Raw genomic sequence first — 18,480 nt, forward strand, 5'->3', positions numbered from 1 at the left:
ATGCTGTCCGGGTCCTGTCCGGTCCCTGAAACCCCTGTGCCGACGGCTTCGGCGGTCTGGGAGCATGGGGCCCATGAGCGCTGCAACTTCACCGTCCGAGCGCCGGGTTTCGGCCCGCGTCGGTGCGATCTCCGAGTCCGCGACCCTCGCCGTCGACGCCAAGGCCAAGGCTCTCAAGGCCGCCGGGCGCCCGGTGATCGGCTTCGGGGCCGGCGAGCCCGATTTCCCGACGCCCGACTACATCGTCGACGCCGCGGTCGAGGCGTGCCGCAACCCGAAGTACCACCGCTACACCCCGGCCGGCGGGCTCCCCGAGCTCAAGGCCGCCATCGCCGAGAAGACGCTGCGCGACTCCGGCTACGAGGTCGACGCCAGCCAGATCCTGGTGACCAACGGCGGCAAGCAGGCCATCTACGAGGCGTTCGCCGCGATCCTCGACCCGGGCGACGAGGTCATCGTTCCCGCCCCGTACTGGACCACCTACCCCGAGTCGATCCGGCTCGCCGGCGGTGTCCCGGTGGAGGTCGTCGCCGACGAGACCACCGGCTACCGGGTCTCCGTCGAGCAGCTGGAGGCGGCGCGCACCGAGCGGACCAAGGTCGTCCTGTTCGTCTCGCCCTCCAACCCGACCGGCGCGGTCTACAGCGAGGCCGACGCCGAGGCCATCGGCCGCTGGGCCGTCGAGCACGGCCTGTGGGTGATGACCGACGAGATCTACGAGCACCTCGTCTACGGTGACGCCGCCTTCACCTCGCTCCCGGCGATCGTCCCCGAGCTGCGCGACAAGTGCGTCGTCGTCAACGGCGTCGCCAAGACGTACGCGATGACCGGCTGGCGGGTGGGGTGGATCATCGGCCCCAAGGACGTCGTCAAGGCCGCGACCAACCTCCAGTCGCACGCCACCTCCAACGTCTCCAACGTCGCCCAGGCCGCCGCGCTCGCGGCCGTCTCCGGCTCGCTGGACGCCGTCGCCGAGATGCGTACCGCCTTCGACCGCCGCCGCAAGCTCATCGTGCGGATGCTCAACGAGATCGACGGCGTGTTCTGCCCAGAGCCGGAGGGCGCGTTCTACGCCTACCCGGCGGTGAAGGAGCTGCTCGGCAAGGAGATCCGCGGCAAGCGCCCGGCCACCACGGTCGAGCTGGCCGCCCTGATCCTGGACGAGGCCGAGGTCGCCGTCGTCCCGGGCGAGGCGTTCGGCACCCCGGGTTACCTGCGTCTTTCCTACGCGCTGGGCGACGACGACCTGATCGAGGGCGTCTCGCGGATCCAGAAGCTGCTGGGCGAGGCCAAGGACTGACCGCCCCGCACACCCCGTACGGGAAACGCCCCCGGCCGCCGGAGACCTCCGCCGGCCGGGGGCGCTTTTTTTGTTCGAGCCACCCCCTGGAGGGGAAAGCGGCTACCGCTCCGGGCCGCCCGTGCGGCAGGATCTTCCAATGGAGCGTGATGTACGTCTGTTGCCCAAGGCCCACCTGCACCTGCATTTCACCGGGTCGATGCGGCCCACCACCCTGCTCGAACTCGCCGACAAGTACGGGGTCCACCTCCCCGACGCCCTGACCGGAGGCGAACCGCCGAAACTGCGGGCGACCGACGAGCGCGGCTGGTTCCGGTTCCAGCGCCTCTACGACATCGCCCGGTCCTGCCTCCGGTCCCCCGAGGACATCCAGCGCCTGGTGCGCGAGGCCGCCCAGGAGGACGTGGCGGACGGCTCCGGCTGGCTGGAGATCCAGGTCGACCCCACCTCGTACGCCCCGCTGCTCGGCGGGCTGATCCCGGCCATCGAGATCATCCTCGACGCGGTGGACAGCGCCTCCCGGGACACCGGGTTGGACATGCGCGTGGTGATCGCCGCGAACCGGATGAAGCACCCCCTGGACGCCCGCACCCTGGCCCGGCTCGCCGTGCGGTACGCGGACCGGGGCGTCGTCGGCTTCGGCCTCTCCAACGACGAGCGGCGTGGCATGGCGCGCGACTTCGACCGGGCCTTCGCCATCGCCCGGGAGGGCGGTCTGCTGGCGGCTCCGCACGGCGGGGAGCTGGCGGGCCCCTCCAGCGTGCGCGACTGCCTGGACGATCTGGACGCCTCGCGCATCGGCCACGGCGTCCGGGCCGCCGAGGACCCCCGGCTGCTGCGCAGGCTCGCCGAGTCCGGGGTCACCTGCGAGGTCTGCCCCTCGTCCAATGTGGCGCTCGGCGTCTACGAGAAGCCCGCCGACATCCCGCTGCGCACGCTGTTCGACGCGGGGGTGCCGATGGCGCTGGGGGCGGACGACCCGCTGCTGTTCGGTTCGCGGCTGGCCGCCCAGTACGACCTGGCCCGCCGCCACCACGGCTTCACCGACGAGGAGCTGGCCGAACTGGCCCGCCAGTCGGTGCGCGGGTCGGCGGCCCCGGTGGAGGTGCGGGAGAAGCTGCTGTCGGGGGTCGACGCCTGGCTGGCTAGCTGACCCCGGACGGGCTCGGGCCGATCCCGCCCAGCAGGGTGGCCGCGAGGGAGGCGGCGAAGTCGTCCAGGGACTGCGGGGGCTCGTTCCCGGGGAGCGTGGAATAGGCGAAGGCCCGCTGCGCGCAGGCGCCCAGCAGCAGGGAGGCGGCGGCGTAGGTGTCCACCCCGGCCCGGATGCGGCCCGTCTCCTGTTCGGCGCCCAGATAGGCGTCGAGCCGCTGGATCGGGAGGTGGGGTCCTGCCTCCAGCCCTGCCACGCCCTGCTCGTGGCGGCGCTTGAGCTGGGGTTCGGCGTACAGGGACGCGGTCATGGGGATGGTCTGCTCGTAGAACAGGGCGGCCTGCCGGGCGATGGCGGTGAGGTTGCCCTCGACGGTGCCCTCGCCGGCCGCCAGTTCGTCGAGGAGGCCCCCGAGCCGGGGCAGCCGCTCCGCGAGGACGGTGACGAACAGGTCCTCCTTGCCGGAGAAGTACTTGTAGAGCGCCGCCTCCGAGCAGCCGGCCGCCCGGGCGATCTCCTTGGTGGTGGTCCGGGCGAGGCCGATGGAGAGCATCAGCTCGTATGCCGCGTCGACGATCCGGACGCGGGCGGGCTTCGGGTCCATGCTTGCTCCAACGGGCCGTACCCGGAAATTTGACGACCGGGTGAGAGGTCACCCACTCTAGAGGTGAGTAAACACTCACCCACTAGGGAGCGCACCATGAACATCACTGTGTTCGGTTCGACCGGCGGCGTCGGCCGGGAGATCGTGGGTCAGGCGCTGGCGGCGGGCCACCGGGTGACGGCCGTGGTGCGCGACCCGGACCGCCTCCCGGAGGCGCTGGACCGCGGGGCTCTGCACGACGTCGTCCGGCTGGGCGACACGCCGGCCGTGCGGGCGGCGGTGGCGGGGCGGGACGCGGTGCTCTCGGGGCTGGGTTCGCGCGGCCGGAAGGCGAACGGTGTCGCCGAGCGCCTGACCGAGCGGATCGTGTCGGCGATGGAGGCCGAGGGCTCCCGGCGGCTGCTGGTGGTCAGCGCGATGCCGGTCGGACCGAAGGCGGAGGGCGATCCGCTGTTCGACCGGCTGTCGCGCAGGGCCGTCGCGGCGGTCCTGGCGGACGTGTACGCCGATCTCACCCGGATGGAGGCGGTGCTGGCGGCCAGCGCGACGGACTGGACCGCGGTACGGCCGCCGAGGCTGACGGAGGGTCCTCGTACGGGTGTCTACCGGCAGGTCGTGGACGGGACGCCGCGCAGCAGCCGCACCATCTCGCGGGCCGACGTGGCACACGCGATGCTGGCGATGATCGACGACCCGGCCACGGTGAAGCAGGGCGTGGGCATCGCGTACTGAGCCCGCGCCCGCCGCGCGTACGCGCCCCTCGCGCCGAGGCCCTCGCGGGCCCGCGCCCTACAGGCGGACGCCGACCGTCACCGGCTCGTTGACCAGCGTGACGCCGAAGACCGCGTGCACGCCGGCGACGACCTCGCGGGCCAGCGCGAGCAGGTCCTCGGTGGTGGCCGCGCCCCGGTTGGTGAGCGCCAGGGTGTGCTTGGTGGAGATCCGGGCGGGGCCGTCGCCGTACCCCTTGGGGAATCCGGCCCGGTCGATCAGCCAGGCCGCCGAGGTCTTGGTACGGCCGCCCCCGGCGGGGAACGCCGGGGGCGTCACCTCCGGGCCGAGGTGGTCGCGAACCCGTACGAGGAAGTCCTGGAAGGCGGCCGGTTCGAGGATCGGATTGGTGAAGAAGGAGCCCGCCGACCAGGTGTCGTGGTCCTCGGGGTCCAGCACCATGCCCTTGCCCGCCCGAAGCTTCAGCACGGTTTCCCTGGCCGCCGACGCGGGAACGCGCTCGCCCTGTTCGACCCCCATGGCCCTGGCCGTTTCGGGGTAGGCCAGAGGCGCGGAGAGACCGTTCGCCTCTTCCAGCTCGAATCGGACACGCAGCACCACGAAACGATCGGGTTCGGCCTTGAAGCGGCTGTGACGGTACGAGAACGCGCACTCCGCGTTCGCCATGGTCACGGTCTCCCGGGTGTGCCGGTCGTAGGCGACGACCTCCGTGATGGTGGAGGACACCTCCTGTCCGTACGCGCCGACGTTCTGGATGGGGGTCGCGCCCGCCGATCCGGGGATGCCGGCCAGGCACTCGATGCCCGCGAGGCCCGCCTCGACGGTCCGGGCGACGGCGTCGGTCCACACCTCGCCGGCCGCCAGCTCCAGGGACGTGCCCGAGAGGTGGAAGCCCTGGGTGGCGATGCGCAGCGCGGTGCCGTCGAAGCCCTTGTCCCCGATGACCAGGTTGGAGCCGCCGCCGATCACCAGCAGCGGGGTGCCGCTCGCGTCGGCCTCGCGCACGGCGGCGACCACCTCGGCGTCGGTCGTGGCGGTCAGCAGCCGGGTGGCGGGACCGCCGAGCCGGAAGGTGGTCAGGGGGGCGAGGGGGGCGTCGTGGAGTTCCTGCACGGGGACAAGAGTACGGTCCGCGCCCCCGCCGCCGGTGCGGGGCCACGGACCGTGCGCCGGGCCCCGGGGGCTCAGACGGCCACCGTCCGCGACTCGCGGCCCGGCTCCTCCCCCTCCTTCTCCGCCGCGCTCCGGTCCACCGGGGCGGCACCGCGGCGACCCGGGATCAGCAGCGCGGCCAGAGCCCCCAGCGCGACCGCCCCGGCCCCGATCCAGAGGGCGGGCACGGTGCCGTCCGCGAACAGCCGCGGCGAGCCGTACCCGCCCCGGGCGGCGAAGACCGCGGCGAGGACGGCGACCCCGAGCGCCCCGCCGACCTCCCGCATCGCGCTGTTGGCCCCGGAGGCGATGCCCTGCTCTCCGGGCCGGACGCTGGAGAGCACCAGTCCGGCGGCGGGCGCGAAGTACATCGCCATGCCGACTCCACCGGTGATCAGGGCGGGGAGCAGGGCGGTGTAGCTCACCCCGGGGTCGAGGGTCAGGGCGAAGAGGGAGAGCCCGACGGCCTGGAGCACGAGTCCGGTGACCACCACCGGACGGCCGCCGAACCGGTCGGAGAGGTGCCCGGCGAGGGGCGCCACGAGGATCGGCATCCCGGTCCAGGGCAGCATCCGCAGTCCGGCCTCGGTGGGCGAGTGGCCGAGGCCGTTCTGCAGGAACTGGCTGAGCAGGAAGATCGACCCGAACATCCCGAGGAACATCAGCAGACTCGCCGCGTTGATCCCGAGGAAGGCCCGGCCGCGGAACAGCCGCATCGGCAGTATCGGGTTCTCGGCCCGCAGTCCGTGGCGTACGAACAGCGCGAGCACCGCCGCGCCGGCGATCAGCCCGGTCAGGACGACGGGGCTGGTCCAGCCGTGGCCGGGGGCGTTGACCAGGGCGTAGACGATGCCGAAGAGGCCCGTGCTGACCAGCGCCGTGCCACGGATGTCCAGGGGCGCCTTCGGGGCGTACGACTCGGTGAGCCGGAGGCGGGCCAGCGGCAGCAGCGCCAGACCGATGGGCACGTTCAGCCAGAAGATCCACTGCCAGGAGACGTGTTCGGTGAGCGAGCCGCCGATCAGCGGACCGCCGGCGACCGCGACGCCGGTCACCGCGCCGAAGGCGCCGAGCGCCGCCCCTCGCCGCTCGGCCGGCACGGCCTCGCCGATCAGGGTGAGCGTCAGCGGCATCATGACCGCGGCCCCGGCGCCCTGGACCGCCCGGAAGGCGATCAGCTCCCCGATGCCCGGGGAGAGGGCGGCCGCGGCGGAGGCAGCGGTGAAGACGGCGAGTCCGGCCATGAACAGCCGGCGCCTGCCGAACCGGTCCCCGAGCGCGGCCCCCAGCATCAGCAGCACGGCGAAGGTCAGGGTGTAGGCGTTGACCGTCCACTCCAACTCCTCCAGGCCGCCGCCGAGGTCGCCGCGGATGGACGGGAGCGCCGTGGTGACGACGAGGTTGTCCAGGGCGGCCATGAATCCGGCGACGCTCGTGATGACCAGGACCCAGACCGCTCCCCCGCGGCCTGCTCTTCCGTGCTGTGCCTCCATCGCTCCCCCTAATGGTTAGTCATTGATTACTAACTTCTGCGGACAGAAGGCCGGGCGGTCCCCGGGGGCGCTGTTCACTCGACGGGCCGGGCCGAGTCGTAGAACCCGGTCCAGACGCGGTGGGCGGCCGGGAATCCCAGCGAGGCGAGGGTGTTGACGAGCATCCCGTACGCCAGGAAGGTCGTCGTCCCGTTCTCGTCGGCGCCGAGCGCCAGGTGCACCTCGTCCCGCATCCGCGCCCAGGCCGCCCGCAGGGACTCCCCGAAGGCGTGGTCCCCGGCGGCCTCCGCCGCGGCGACCGCCGCGTACATCTGCATCTGCATCATCAGCTTCTCGCCGTCGTGGACGATCAGCCGCTGGTACGCCCTCGCCATGGCGTGCAGCGCCTCTTCCCCCTCCAGCCCCGCGGACGCCTCCGCGAAGACCCCGCGGGTGTCCTCCAGGCAGCGTTCGGCCGCCGCGAGGAAGATGGCCTGCTTGTTGGGGAAGAGCCGGAAGAGGTACGGCTGCGAGACGCCGACCCGCCGGGCGATCACCTCGGTGGACGTCCCGTGGTAGCCGCCCCGGGCGAACTCGGTGACCGCCGCCCGCACGACGCTCTCGCGCCGCTCCTGGGCACTCATCCTTGCCATGAAAGTAAGTTATTGCTCAATAACCGAGGAGCGCAAGGGCCGGGACCGGACGGACACGCGTGAGGGGCGTCCCTCCGCAGGCTCCTGCGGAGGGACGCCCCTGCGACCGCGACCGCGCGGCGGTACGGATCAGGCGAGCCGCACGACGGCCCGGGACATCCCCAGGACCTTCTTGCCGTCGCACACGGCGACCAGGTCCACCCGGACCAGGTTGTCGTCCAGCTTCGCCGCGACCTTGCCGCTGACCTCGATCGACGTGCCCTCGTCGTCGTTGGGCACGACCACCGGCTTGGTGAAGCGCACCCCGTAGTCGACGACCGCGCCCGGGTCGCCGGCCCAGTCCGTGACCACCCGGATCGCCTCGGCCATCGTGAACATGCCGTGCGCGATCACGTCGGGCAGCCCGACCTCGCGCGCGAACCTCTCGTTCCAGTGGATGGGGTTGAAGTCCCCCGAGGCGCCCGCGTACTGCACGAGCGTGGCCCGCGTCACGGGGAACGACCGCGCCGGCAGCTCCGTGCCGACCTCGACCGAACCGTAAGAGACCTTCGCCGTCATCACGCCTCCTCGGCGGCGCGCGCCACCAGCTTCGTGAGCGCCGTGACCACCAGCTCACCGGCCTCGTCGTACACGTCCCCGCGGATGTCGAGAACGTCGTTGCCCGCGAGGGACTTGATGCCCTCGATCGTGGAGGTCACCGTCAACCGGTCCCCCGCCCGCACCGGACGTACGTAGGAGAACTTCTGGTCCCCGTGGACCACCCGGCTGTAGTCCAGGCCCAGCTGCGGGTCCTGCACCACCTGTCCGGCGGCCCGGTAGGTGATCGAGAAGACAAACGTGGGCGGTGCGATCACATCGGCGTGACCGAGAGCACGGGCGGCCTCCGCGTCCACGTACGCCGGATTGGCGTCGCCCACCGCCTCGGCGAACTCGCGGATCTTCTCCCGGCCGACCTCGTACGCCGGGGTGGGCGGATAGGTCCGCCCCACGAAGGACTGGTCGAGCGCCATGAGCTCGCTACCTCCTGATCAAACCTGGTGAAAGACGAATACGGGCACGCCCCCGCGGGGGCGGCCCCATACAACGACACGAGGCCGCCCCCAGAGGGGACGGCCTCGTGTACGAGCCTGATTCAGCGCGTTTCGCGGTGCGCGGTGTGCGAGTTGCAGCGCGGGCAGTGCTTCTTCATCTCAAGACGGTCCGGGTTGTTACGCCGGTTCTTCTTGGTGATGTAGTTCCGCTCCTTGCACTCCACGCAGGCCAGCGTGATCTTCGGGCGGACGTCGGTGGCAGCCACGTGAGTGCTCCTTGGACGGACGATGGACGGATGAACGCATAAAAGGGTAGCCGATCGAAGGACCGACCCAACCATCGGCTACCGTTAGTAGCGGTGACCGGACTTGAACCGGTGACACAGCGATTATGAGCCGCTTGCTCTACCGACTGAGCTACACCGCTTTGATGAATGAGTCCCCCCGCCGAAGCGGGGTTTCCCGATCACCAGAGCCCCAATGCGGAATCGAACCGCAGACCTTCTCCTTACCATGGAGACGCTCTACCGACTGAGCTATTGGGGCGAGCGAGGAAGACATTACACGGTCCCGGGCCGGTTGCCCAAATCCGTTTCTCCCGCACGTTCCGCCCCCCGTCCCAGGCCGTCCACACCCCCTGATCAGGGCGTGATCCACGTCGAACGCGCCTGCGGAACGACCCCTGCCGAGGGCTCGGGCGGGCGCACCGGTACGACTATTCCGCTCCTCCCGGAAGCCGTCCCCGTACACCTCTAGGGTGTGGTCACTCCGTGTGATCTGTCCCCTCCCCAGGAGCGCGATGCCTGACAGCCAGCCACGGCGGCCCGACGACAACGCGCCCGACAGCGCCGACGCGGCCACCCCCGCCGGGCCCCCCGCCCTCGTCCTCGGCGGCGCGCGGCTCGTCGACGGCCGGGCCGTCGACGTACGCCTCAGCGGCAGCCGGATCGAGGCCGTCGGCACCGCGGGCAGCCTCACCGCCCGCGGCCCCCGCGTGGACCTCCGCGGCTACCTCCTGCTCCCCGCCCCCGCGGAGGCCCACGCCCACAGCGACGTCGCCCTCACCGCGGACAGTGCGGGCCCGGACAGCCCGGGGCCCGCCTCCCACCGCACCGAGGACATCCAGCGCCGCGCCACCGAGGCCGCCCTCCTCCAGCTGGGCCACGGGGCCACCGCCCTGCGCGCCCACGTCCGCGTCGGGGACGTCCGGGGGCTCGCCCCGCTCGAAGCCGTCCTGCAGACCCGGCGGGCGCTGCGCGGCCTCACCGACGTCCTGCCGGTGGCGGTGCCCCGCCTGCTCACCGGCATCGCCGGGGCGGACAGCCTCGCGATGCTCAGGGACGCGGTGAAAATGGGCGCGGCCGTCGTCGGCGGCTGCCCCGACCTCGATCCGGACCCCACGGGTTACACCGAGGCCGTCCTGGAGATCGCCGCCGAACACGGCTGCCCGGTGGACCTGCACACCGACGGCGACGATCCGACCCGGCTGGCCCGGCTCGCCTCGATGGCCGCCGGCCTGCGCCCCGGCGTCGTCCTCGGCCCCTGCGCCGGTCTGGCCCACCTCCCCCTGGACGCCGCGACCCGCGCCGCCGACCGGCTCGCCGCCGCCGAGATCACCGTGGTCTGCCTGCCCCAGGGCGGCTGCGCCGGCTCCGAGCGCCGCACGACCGCCCCCGTACGGCTGCTGCGGTCGGCCGGCGTGCGCGTCGCGGCGGGCGGCGGGGCCCTGCGGGACACGGCCAACCCCGTGGGCCGCGGCGACCCGCTGGAGGCGGCATACCTGCTCGCCTCGCAGGCGGGGCTCCGAGCCGAACAGGCGTACGACCTGGTCTCCACGGCCGCCCGCGGGGCGCTCGGCCTGCCCGACGTGCGCGTCGAGGCGGGCTTTCCCGCCGAACTCCTCGCCGTACGCGGCGAACGGCTCGCCGCGGCGCTCTCCCTCGGCTACAGCCGCGTCGTGGTCCACCGCGGCCGGATCGTCGCCCGCACCAGCGCGGTGCGCGAGTACTGCGACTCCGACACCGACGCCGCCGCGGGGTCCGGCGGGCTGCCGCGCCAGGGCCGACCCGACCCGGGTCCGGGGCCGAGGAACTGAGCACGACCCCGCCGCCGGGCGTACGGTCGGTGGTATGCGCATTGTCATCGCAGGTGGACACGGACAGATCGCACTGCGGCTGGAGCGGCTGCTCGCCGCACGCGGGGATGAAGCCGTAGGGATCATCCGCAACCCCCGACAGAGCCAGGACCTGACCGACGCCGGCGCCCAACCCGCCGTGCTGGACCTCGAATCGGCCACCGTGGAACAGGTGGCGGAAGTGCTGCGGGGGGCGGACGCCGCCGTCTTCGCTGCGGGCGCGGGCCCCGACAGCGGCACCGACCGGAAGGACACCGTCGACCGCGACGCGGCCGTGCTGTTCGCCGACGCGGCCGAGGCGGCGGGCGTCCGCCGCTTCCTCGTCGTCTCCTCCATGGGCGCCGACCCCGACCACGCCGGGAACGAGGTCTTCGACGTGTACCTGCGGGCCAAGGGCGCCGCCGACGCCGCCGTACGCGCCCGTACGGCGCTGGACTGGACGATCCTGCGCCCCGGCATGCTGACGAACGACGCGGGCACCGGCCAGGTCCTCCTGGCGGCCACGACGGGGCGCGGCCCGATCCCCCGCGACGACGTGGCGGCCACCCTGCTGGAACTGCTGGACACCCCGGCGACGGCGGGCCTCACCCTGGAGGCGATCTCCGGAACCAGACCGGTGGCGGTGGCCGTGAAGGACATCGCGGGCAACTGACCGAAGCGGCCCCGGGCCGGGAACCTCGTGGGCGGGCGCCGCGGGCAGGGATCCGCCGCCCGGCCCTCGGCCCCCTCGGCCCCCTCGCCCCCCCCGGACAACGAGGAAGCCCCCGACCGGTTCAACCGGTCGGGGGCTTCGTTCGCGTGGCGGCGCCAGGGTTCGAACCTGGGTAGGCTGAGCCGGCAGATTTACAGTCTGCTCCCTTTGGCCACTCGGGCACACCGCCTCGAACGACGCGTCGGATCTCGTGGTGATCTCCTTGGCGACGACGTAAACAATACCTGATGGCCAGGGGTGCTCCGCCACCTCATTGATCCGCAGCCGCCGGGGGTGGCGGTGGCTAGGCTTGCGCTGTATCCCCGCACATACGACGCAAGGAGCCACACGTCATGGCCGACTCCAGTTTCGACATCGTCTCGAAGGTCGAGCGGCAGGAGGTCGACAACGCCCTCAACCAGGCCGCCAAGGAGATCTCCCAGCGCTACGACTTCAAGGGCACGGGCGCCTCGATCTCGTGGTCGGGCGAGAAGATCCTGATGGAGGCGAACGGGGAGGAGCGCGTCAAGGCCATCCTCGACATCTTCCAGTCCAAGCTGATCAAGCGCGGCATCTCGCTGAAGTCGCTGGACGCCGGCGAGCCGCAGCTCTCCGGCAAGGAGTACAAGATCTTCGCCTCCATCGAGGAGGGGATCTCCCAGGAGAACGCCAAGAAGGTGGCGAAGACGATCCGCGACGAGGGCCCCAAGGGCGTCAAGGCGCAGGTCCAGGGCGACGAGCTGCGGGTCAGCTCGAAGAGCCGGGACGACCTCCAGGCCGTTCAGGCGCTGCTGAAGGGCAAGGACTTCGAGTTCGCGATCCAGTTCGTGAACTACCGCTGAGAAACGCCTTCGGCCTGCTGAAACGTGGCCGGCGGGGTTGACAGGGCACATCGGGGGCACAGCGCCGAGGACCGCCTCGACGGCCGCCCGCGTTGTGCCCTCGCCGCCGGGCCGCACTGTCGGTAGCGCCCTCTACGCTTTCCGCATGGCCGCGAACCGCCCCAAGGTGCCCCGCCCGTTGGTCCGCCAGCTGCTCGTCGAGGCCGGTCACCGGTGTGCGATACCGACGTGCCGCGCGACCCCTCTGGAGATCGCGCACATCGTGCCCTGGCACCGCGTCCGGAGGCACGACCTCCCCAACATGATCGTCCTGTGCCCGAACTGCCACACCCGCTTCGACCGCGGAGACATCGACCGCCAGGCCATGTTCCGCTACAAGGAGCTGCTACGGCTCTCGGACGCCAACCACGTGGCCCCCGAGGACTCCTCCCCGAGAGCCGGCCTCATCCGGGCCTACCGGCTGTTCCAGAACGAGATGATCAGGTGGCACAAGTCCATCACCCAGCTCGTCCTGGCCATCGTTTTCTCCTCCGCCGGTTTTCCGGCCGGCAATGCGGAGAAGTGCCTCCGCGCCGCGTCCATCGCCCGCGCGGCCGCCGACAAGCTGGCGGAGCTGGGTGACGAGGACGTCACCGAGGCGGCGAACCACCTCTTCGACCGGTACCGGACCTGGGCGGACGACGTGTTCGACCTCAAGCCTTCCGTCTTCCACAGGAGCAGCAGGGACGAGTACGAGGACGAGAGGCGGGAGAGGTTCATGGAATTCGTCGCCCTCCATGAGGAGGTCTGCGCGGCGCTGGACCTGGACCCCGCGGAGTTGGACCTCTTCGAGGCCAGGGGGAACGACCGGGAGCTGCCCGCAGTCCCCCTCGGCACCCGCGGCCTCTGGAAGACGGGCGGGTGACCGCGCGAACGCCTCGGTCCCGGGCCTCGGAGCCGTGTCCCGGACCGGCCTCGACGATGTGCCTCTTCGGGTTCCCCGCCGTCTCCACGGGCCGGGTGCGATGTCCGAATACCGCCGGTGAGGTGCGGTGGGCGGGCGCACACTGGCCGTACGGACCGGGGAAGTGAGCAGACGATGACGACGACGGTGTACGCGCGGGTGGAGAGCCCGCTGGGTGAGTTGCTGCTGGTCGGCGAGGTGCCGGGCGGGACGGGGAAGGCCGCGTCGGCGGTGGGCGGATCCCCTGCCGGCGGGTCGGCCGCGGGGGTGCGGGTGGCGGACGGGACGGCCGGGGCCGGCCCGGTCCGGCTGCTCTCGTTGTCGGTGCCCGGCCAGAAGGGCGGTGCGGTCGTCCAGGAAGGCTGGCACCACGCCCCCGAGGCGTTCGCGGAGGTCGTCCGGCAGTTGGAGGCGTACTTCGCGGGGCGCTCCACGCGGTTCGACGTGCCGTTGGCCGAGGGCGCCGGCACGGAGTTCCAGCGGCGCGTCTGGGCGGCGCTGGAGACGATCCCGTACGGGAGCACGGTGTCGTACGGAGAGGTCGCCGCGCGGGTCGGGGCCTCGGGCGCGGGGGTCCGGGCGGTGGGGACGGCGATCGGGCGCAATCCGCTGCTGGTCGTGCGGCCGTGCCACCGGGTGATCGGGGCGGACGGGGCGCTGCGGGGGTACGCGGGCGGCCTGGAGCGCAAGAAGCTGCTGCTGGGGCTCGAAGGCGGGGCGGGCCGACCGTGACGCTCGCGCACCCCCCGCGTGCCGAGAGCTCCCCCTCGGAGGGCACTGCGTCGAGCGGCCCGTCCGTGGGCGGATCGTCCGTGGGCGGACCGTCCTCCGAAGGCCCGCTCCCCGGTGGTCCGCCCCCGGCCGCCCCCTTCCCCGTCGCCCCCTCTCTCGACGGGCTGTTCCGGCGGCCTCGGCAGGTGGTCGCGCCGGGGGCCGTGCACGTGCCCGAGTGGCTGTCGCGGGAGCAGCGCGCGGAGTTGGTGGCGGCGTGCCGTCGGTGGGCGCGGGGGCCGGTCCCGTTGCGGCACACGGTGTTGCCGGGCGGTGGCGCGATGTCGGTGCGGACGGTGTGCCTGGGGTGGCACTGGCAGCCGTACCGGTACGCGCGTACGGCCGACGATGTGAACGGCGCCCGGGTGGCCCCGTTCCCGGAGTGGCTGGGCGAGCTGGGGCGGGCGGCGGTGGCGGAGGCGTACGGGGACGAGGACGCGGCGCGGGCGTACGCGCCGGACACCGCGCTGATCAACTTCTACGACGACGCGGCGCGGATGGGCATGCATCAGGACAAGGAGGAGCGGTCGGACGCTCCTGTGGTGTCGTTGAGCATCGGGGCGGGGTGTGTGTTCCGTTTCGGGAACACGGAGGGGCGCGGACGGCCGTACACCGATGTGGAGTTGGCGTCCGGGGACCTGTTCGTCTTCGGCGGGCCGTCGCGGTTCGCGTTCCACGGGGTGCCGAAGGTGCACACGGGAACGGCCGACCCGGCGGCGGGGCTGCGGGCCGGCCGGTTGAACCTGACGCTGCGGGAGACCGGGATGGCGGGCTGACGCCGGTGTGCGTTCGACGTCCTCGGAGGCCGGCGGCCGGTCCCCCCGGTCTGCGGTGGCCTCCCGGCCTGCGGTGGCCTCCTGGTCAGCGGTGGCCTCCTGGTCAGCGGCGGTCGCGGGAGTGGCCGAACAGCAGCCGGTAGGCGATCAGCAGGACCAGGGAGCCGGCGATGGCGGCGAGCCAGGTCGCGGTGTCGTAGAAGTCGTTGCTGATGGGCCGGTCCAGGAACCGGCTGGAGAGCCAGCCGCCGACGAAGGCCCCGGCGATCCCGATGAGAGTGGTGCCGATGATGCCGCCCGGGTCGCGCCCCGGAAGGAGGATCTTGGCTATGAGCCCGGCGAGCAGGCCGAGAACGATCCAACTGATGATGCCCATGTCGCTGCACCCACCCTTTGCGTGTGTCGTGTCGGCGAAGACGCGGTGAGCAGGTGTTCGGTTGCTCGGGGCCTGGCGGGAGCCGGTGGCCGGGGGCCGCTCGGACGGGCCCTGGTGAGCTCGTCCAGGGTCAGCGGGTGGCGAAGGGCTGGTCGGTGGGGACGATCTCCTTGCCGAAGGGCATGAGGGAGACGGGGATCAGCTTGAAGTTGGCGATGCCCAGGGGGATGCCGATGATCGTGATGCAGAGCGCGATGCCGGTGGTGATGTGGCCGAGGGCGAGCCACCAGCCGGCGAGGACCAGCCAGAGGACGTTGCCCACGCAGGAGGGCGAGCCTGCGTCGCGGCGGTCGACGACGGTGTGGCCGAACGGCCAGAGGGCGTAGACGCCGATCCTGAAGGCGGCGAGCCCGAAGGGTATACCGATGACGGTGATGCAGAGCAGAACGCCCGCGAGCAGGTAGCCGAGGAACATCCAGAATCCGCAGAGGATCAGCCAGATGATGTTCAGGATGGTTTTCATGGGCGGTGACCTGCCATCTGTTCTAGTCGGGCGATGCGCTCCGCCATCGGCGGATGGGTGGAGAACATCTTCGCCATGCCCTGCCCGGGACGGAAAGGGTTCGCGATCATCATGTGGCTCGCGGTCTCGATCTTCGGCTCCGGGGGGAGCGGGAGCTGTTTCGTCCCGGCGTCGAGCTTGCGCAGGGCGTCGGCGAGGGCCAGCGGGTCGCCGGTGAGCTGGGCCCCGGAGGCGTCGGCCTCGTACTCGCGGGAGCGGCTGACGGCGAGCTGGATGATCGAGGCGGCGAGCGGTCCCAGGATCATGATCAGGAGCATGCCGAGGAGGCCGGGCCCCTCGTCGTCGTTGGAGCGGCCCACCGGGATCAGCCAGGCGAAGTTGACCAGGAACATCACCACGGAGGCCAGGGCTCCGGCGACGGACGAGATGAGGATGTCCCGGTTGTAGACGTGGCTCAGCTCGTGGCCGAGGACGCCGCGCAGCTCCCGTTCGTCGAGGATCTGGAGGATGCCCTCGGTGCAGCAGACCGCGGCGTTGCGCGGGTTGCGGCCGGTGGCGAAGGCGTTGGGCGCCTGCGTCGGGGAGATGTAGAGGCGTGGCATGGGCTGGCGGGCCGCCGTGGAGAGCTCGCGGACGATCCGGTAGAGCTGCGGCGCCTCGAACTCGCTGACGGGGCGGGCGCGCATGGCCCGCAGGGCGAGCTTGTCGCTGTTCCAGTAGGCGTACGCGTTGGTGCCGACGGCTACCAGGAGCGCGACGACGAGTCCCGTACGGCCGAAGAAACTGCCGATGACGATGATGAGTGCGGACAGTCCCCCGAGGAGTACGGCGGTCTTCAGCCCGTTGTGCCGGCGGTGCACGGTACGCCCTCCAAGTGGTGCAGCAGGGGAACCCTTTGCGTGGTGGTGCTCCACTCACCAGTGGAGCCTCCTGTACTGGTCAACGCCAGGCGGGAGGAGCTAGTTCCCTTGTGCGGGCGGCCGGAGGGCGGGGGCCGTGCCGTGTGTTCGCGCCGGTCGGGCCCCCGGCCCCGTACGGAGGGGCGCTGGGCCGTACGGGTGGCGGTGCGGGGGCGCCTCGGGAGCGGGGCGTTCCGGGCGGCGGGCGGCGCGAGGGGGGGCGCCGCCGTGCGGTCAGTGCTGCTGGGCGGGGAGCTTGGCGAGGGCGAGCGCCTCGGGGTCGGGCTCGACCTCGCTGGTGCAGTGTCCGCAGCGGGAGGCGACGGCGGGGATCTCGCCGAAGCAGCGCGGGCAGTCGCGGAGGGCGGCCTTGATGTCGGGGGCCTCTTCCTTGGCGAAGCGGTTCTGCACCTTGGCCATGGGGACCACGACGCAGAAGTAGAGGACCGCCGCGGTGATCAGGAAGGCGATGGCGGCGCTGACGAAGAGGCCGAAGGGGAACTTGACGCCGTCGACCGTGAACGTGGCCTTGCTGAAGTCTCCGGTGCCGCGGGTGGCGAGACCGATCAGCGGGGTGATGAAGGCGTTGCTGAACCCCGTGACGACCGCGGTGAAGGCGGCCCCGATGGCGAGACCGATCGCCATCGAGATGACGTTCCCGCGCAGGATGAAGTCCTTGAACCCGTTCAGCACAGCTCTCTCTCCTCTTGTCCCCGACGTGTCCACGTCGGATACGTGACGTATGCAGCCAAGACCATGCCCTGTGGCGAGGGGGCCGGGCAAACCGGTCCTGCGGGGGCGGGAGGGCTCAGAAGAGGCTGACGGCGGCGAAGCGCAGGACCGTCTGCGGGGCGCCGGAGAGCAGGATGCCGGCGGCGCTGGTGAGGACGATCGCGGTGGTGAGAGGGGTGGGGGCGCGGAATCGGCGCGGTCGGGCGGCGGCCGGTTCCCCGGTGTCCGCCACGGCCGTTCCCGGGGCTCCGCCCGGGGTCCGGAAGAGGCTCGCGGTCCACTGAAGGTAGTAATACAGAGCGATCACCACGTTGACGGCCATGATGACGGCGAGCCAGCCGAGGCCCGCGTCGACCGCCGCCGAGAAGACGGTCGCCTTCGCGAAGAGCCCGATGACGCCGGGCGGCAGTCCGGCCAGGCAGAGCAGGAAGAACCCGAGCGCCAGGGCGGCCAGGGGGCGGGTGGCGTACAGGCCCCGGTAGTCGGAGAGCCGGTTGCCGGGGTGGGTGCGGGAGACGAGGGCGGCCACCGCGAACGCGCCCAGGTTCACGACGGCGTACATGAGGGCGTACGCCACGGTGGAGCCGATCTGCTCGTCGCTGGAGTACGCGGCGGCGGCGATCGGGACGAGGAGGTAGCCGGCCTGGGCGACGGAGGACCAGGCGAGGAGGCACACGGCGCTGCGGGCGCGGTCGGCGCCCTGGCGGACGGCCGCGACGTTGCCGACGGTCATGGTCAGCGCGGCGAGGACGGCGAGGGCGGGCCCCCAGACGTCGGCGTAGGAGGGGAACGCGACGACGGTCACCAGGATGAGGCCCGAGAACCCGACGGCCTTCCCGACGACGGAGAGGTAGGCGGCGATCGGGAGGGGCGCGCCGACGTAGGTGTCGGGTACCCAGAAGTGGAAGGGCGCGGCGGCCGTCTTGAAGGCGAAGCCGACGAGGGTGAGGGCCACCCCGGTCTTGGCGAGGGTGTCGAGCACCGGGGCGACGTCGTCGAGGCGGGCGGCGAGCTCGGTGAGGTGCAGGGTTCCGGTGGAGGCGTACACGAAGCTGACGCCGAGCAGCATGACGGCGGTCGCGACGACGGAGGAGAGGAAGAACTTCAGCGCGGCCTCGGAGGAGCGCCGGTCGCCGCGTTTGATGCCGACGAGGGCGAACGCGGGCAGGGAGGCGACTTCCAGGGCGACGACGAGCGTGGCGAGGTCGCGGGCGGCGGGCAGCAGGGCCGCTCCGGAGGCGGAGGCCAGGAGCAGGAACCAGTACTCCCCCGCCGGCAGCTTGCGGGTGTCGTCGAGCGAGAGCAGGACGGTCAGGAACGCGCCGCCGAGGACGAGGGCCTGGATGACGACGGTGAAGTGGTCGACGGTGTAGCTGCACGCCTGGGCGCCGGTGGTGACGCAGAAGGTGGACCGGTCACCGGTGCGCAGGGGGATCAGGAGGGCCAGGGCGGCGGCGAGGGCGGCGAGGGCCCCGTGGCCGAGGAGCCGTTTGCGGGGGGCCGGCAGGAACAGGTCGGCGACGAGGACGGCCAGGGCGGCCAGGGCGACGAGGGCGGGCGGCGCGATGGCGAGCCAGTCGATGGACTGGACGAGGCTGGGGGCGTCGGCCGCGGCGAGGTTTCCGGCGGTGGCGCCGGTGCCGGGCACGGCCGGGAGCTGCGCGGTGAGGGCGCCGGGGGCGCTCGGGATGGGGGG

21 protein-coding genes and 3 tRNA genes are annotated in these 18,480 nt (G+C 72.1%); 9 read left to right on the forward strand and 15 right to left on the reverse strand.

Annotation, left to right across the window (positions count from 1 at the left end; translation table 11 throughout):
- The first annotated feature begins 73 nt into the window (after nt 1-73).
- Together AMK24_RS03865 and AMK24_RS03870 are read left to right on the forward strand one after the other, a co-directional pair.
- Complete coding sequence (locus AMK24_RS03865; RefSeq protein ID WP_073764918.1) at nt 74-1,300, forward strand: pyridoxal phosphate-dependent aminotransferase; 1,227 nt, start codon at nt 74-76, stop codon at nt 1,298-1,300.
- Nucleotides 1,301-1,439: 139 nt separating this feature from the next.
- Entirely contained in the window at nt 1,440-2,453 is a 1,014-nt protein-coding gene (locus AMK24_RS03870; protein ID WP_073764920.1) for an adenosine deaminase, read from the forward strand.
- Here AMK24_RS03870 and AMK24_RS03875 read toward each other — a convergent pair.
- A complete protein-coding gene (locus AMK24_RS03875) occupies nt 2,446-3,057 on the reverse strand; it encodes a TetR/AcrR family transcriptional regulator (protein WP_073764922.1) in 612 nt (203 codons plus the stop codon). The genes AMK24_RS03870 and AMK24_RS03875 overlap by 8 nt on opposite strands.
- Before the next feature lie 96 nt (nt 3,058-3,153).
- Here AMK24_RS03875 and AMK24_RS03880 point away from each other — a divergent pair, with 96 nt between their 5' ends.
- Nucleotides 3,154-3,789, forward strand: coding sequence for an NAD(P)-dependent oxidoreductase (locus AMK24_RS03880; protein WP_073764924.1), 636 nt, complete (start codon nt 3,154-3,156; stop codon nt 3,787-3,789).
- A 57-nt stretch (nt 3,790-3,846) separates the two neighbouring features.
- Here AMK24_RS03880 and AMK24_RS03885 read toward each other — a convergent pair whose 3' ends face one another.
- The 8 genes from AMK24_RS03885 to AMK24_RS03920 all read right to left on the reverse strand — a co-directional run bounded on the left by AMK24_RS03885 (nt 3,847) and on the right by AMK24_RS03920 (nt 8,643).
- On the reverse strand, nt 3,847-4,902 hold the full coding sequence (locus AMK24_RS03885; RefSeq protein WP_073764926.1) for a UDP-N-acetylmuramate dehydrogenase: 1,056 nt from the start codon (nt 4,900-4,902) through the stop codon (nt 3,847-3,849).
- A gap of 71 nt (nt 4,903-4,973) precedes the next feature.
- Nucleotides 4,974-6,434, reverse strand: a complete 1,461-nt coding sequence (locus tag AMK24_RS03890) for a DHA2 family efflux MFS transporter permease subunit (RefSeq protein ID WP_073764928.1) — start codon at nt 6,432-6,434, stop codon at nt 4,974-4,976.
- Nucleotides 6,435-6,508: 74 nt separating this feature from the next.
- On the reverse strand, nt 6,509-7,057 hold the full coding sequence (locus AMK24_RS03895) for a TetR/AcrR family transcriptional regulator (RefSeq protein WP_073764930.1): 549 nt from the start codon (nt 7,055-7,057) through the stop codon (nt 6,509-6,511).
- Between the two features lie 138 nt (nt 7,058-7,195).
- Nucleotides 7,196-7,624, reverse strand: coding sequence for a MaoC family dehydratase (locus AMK24_RS03900; protein ID WP_073764932.1), 429 nt, complete (start codon nt 7,622-7,624; stop codon nt 7,196-7,198).
- Nucleotides 7,624-8,076: a MaoC family dehydratase N-terminal domain-containing protein gene (locus AMK24_RS03905; RefSeq protein ID WP_073764934.1), complete on the reverse strand. Its 453-nt coding sequence runs from the start codon at nt 8,074-8,076 to the stop codon at nt 7,624-7,626. The genes AMK24_RS03900 and AMK24_RS03905 overlap by 1 nt, the downstream gene beginning before the upstream one ends.
- A 122-nt stretch (nt 8,077-8,198) precedes the next feature.
- A complete protein-coding gene (rpmG, locus tag AMK24_RS03910; protein WP_003956487.1) occupies nt 8,199-8,363 on the reverse strand; it encodes a 50S ribosomal protein L33 in 165 nt (54 codons plus the stop codon).
- Nucleotides 8,364-8,451: 88 nt separating this feature from the next.
- Nucleotides 8,452-8,524 (reverse strand) — tRNA-Met (locus AMK24_RS03915).
- A gap of 46 nt (nt 8,525-8,570) precedes the next feature.
- A tRNA-Thr gene (locus tag AMK24_RS03920) sits at nt 8,571-8,643 on the reverse strand.
- Nucleotides 8,644-8,896: 253 nt separating this feature from the next.
- Here AMK24_RS03920 and AMK24_RS03925 point away from each other — a divergent pair.
- Together AMK24_RS03925 and AMK24_RS03930 are read left to right on the forward strand one after the other, a co-directional pair.
- Nucleotides 8,897-10,192 carry an amidohydrolase family protein gene (locus AMK24_RS03925; protein WP_073764936.1) on the forward strand — a complete coding sequence of 432 codons (1,296 nt, stop codon included), beginning with the start codon at nt 8,897-8,899 and terminating at the stop codon, nt 10,190-10,192.
- Nucleotides 10,193-10,226: 34 nt separating this feature from the next.
- Nucleotides 10,227-10,883 (forward strand): SDR family oxidoreductase, encoded by a 657-nt coding sequence (locus tag AMK24_RS03930; protein WP_073764938.1) that lies wholly within the window; start codon nt 10,227-10,229, stop codon nt 10,881-10,883.
- 147 nt (nt 10,884-11,030) lie between these two features.
- On the opposite strand, the gene AMK24_RS03935 is transcribed toward AMK24_RS03930, so the two are convergent.
- Nucleotides 11,031-11,112 (reverse strand) — tRNA-Tyr (locus AMK24_RS03935).
- Nucleotides 11,113-11,275: 163 nt separating this feature from the next.
- Between AMK24_RS03935 and AMK24_RS03940 the strand changes: the two genes are divergently transcribed.
- From AMK24_RS03940 to AMK24_RS03955, 4 genes are all read left to right on the forward strand, one after another.
- A complete protein-coding gene (locus AMK24_RS03940) occupies nt 11,276-11,764 on the forward strand; it encodes a YajQ family cyclic di-GMP-binding protein (RefSeq protein ID WP_030112856.1) in 489 nt (162 codons plus the stop codon).
- A gap of 145 nt (nt 11,765-11,909) precedes the next feature.
- Nucleotides 11,910-12,668 carry an HNH endonuclease gene (locus tag AMK24_RS03945; RefSeq protein ID WP_079190407.1) on the forward strand — a complete coding sequence of 253 codons (759 nt, stop codon included), beginning with the start codon at nt 11,910-11,912 and terminating at the stop codon, nt 12,666-12,668.
- Between the two features lie 174 nt (nt 12,669-12,842).
- The gene (locus AMK24_RS03950) at nt 12,843-13,439 is read left to right on the forward strand and encodes a methylated-DNA--[protein]-cysteine S-methyltransferase (protein WP_073764942.1); all 597 of its coding nucleotides are present in this window, start codon (nt 12,843-12,845) and stop codon (nt 13,437-13,439) included.
- A 185-nt stretch (nt 13,440-13,624) separates the two neighbouring features.
- Complete coding sequence (locus AMK24_RS03955; RefSeq protein ID WP_242434944.1) at nt 13,625-14,254, forward strand: alpha-ketoglutarate-dependent dioxygenase AlkB family protein; 630 nt, start codon at nt 13,625-13,627, stop codon at nt 14,252-14,254.
- A gap of 103 nt (nt 14,255-14,357) precedes the next feature.
- On the opposite strand, the gene AMK24_RS03960 is transcribed toward AMK24_RS03955, so the two are convergent.
- The 5 genes from AMK24_RS03960 to AMK24_RS03980 all read right to left on the reverse strand — a co-directional run bounded on the left by AMK24_RS03960 (nt 14,358) and on the right by AMK24_RS03980 (nt 18,432).
- Complete coding sequence (locus tag AMK24_RS03960) at nt 14,358-14,630, reverse strand: GlsB/YeaQ/YmgE family stress response membrane protein (RefSeq protein WP_073764944.1); 273 nt, start codon at nt 14,628-14,630, stop codon at nt 14,358-14,360.
- A gap of 130 nt (nt 14,631-14,760) precedes the next feature.
- Nucleotides 14,761-15,153 (reverse strand): YccF domain-containing protein, encoded by a 393-nt coding sequence (locus AMK24_RS03965; protein WP_073764946.1) that lies wholly within the window; start codon nt 15,151-15,153, stop codon nt 14,761-14,763.
- On the reverse strand, nt 15,150-16,013 hold the full coding sequence (gene htpX / locus AMK24_RS03970) for a zinc metalloprotease HtpX (protein WP_073764949.1): 864 nt from the start codon (nt 16,011-16,013) through the stop codon (nt 15,150-15,152). Before htpX ends, AMK24_RS03965 begins: the two co-directional genes overlap by 4 nt.
- Nucleotides 16,014-16,286: 273 nt before the next feature.
- Nucleotides 16,287-16,745, reverse strand: coding sequence for a large conductance mechanosensitive channel protein MscL (gene mscL / locus AMK24_RS03975; protein ID WP_073764951.1), 459 nt, complete (start codon nt 16,743-16,745; stop codon nt 16,287-16,289).
- 115 nt (nt 16,746-16,860) lie between these two features.
- Nucleotides 16,861-18,432: an NADH-quinone oxidoreductase subunit N gene (locus AMK24_RS03980; protein ID WP_073765659.1), complete on the reverse strand. Its 1,572-nt coding sequence runs from the start codon at nt 18,430-18,432 to the stop codon at nt 16,861-16,863.
- Between the last annotated feature and the right edge of the window lie 48 nt (nt 18,433-18,480).

The sequence above is a fragment of the Streptomyces sp. CB02366 genome (genome assembly GCF_001905905.1).
Taxonomy (GTDB): Bacteria; Actinomycetota; Actinomycetes; order Streptomycetales; family Streptomycetaceae; genus Streptomyces.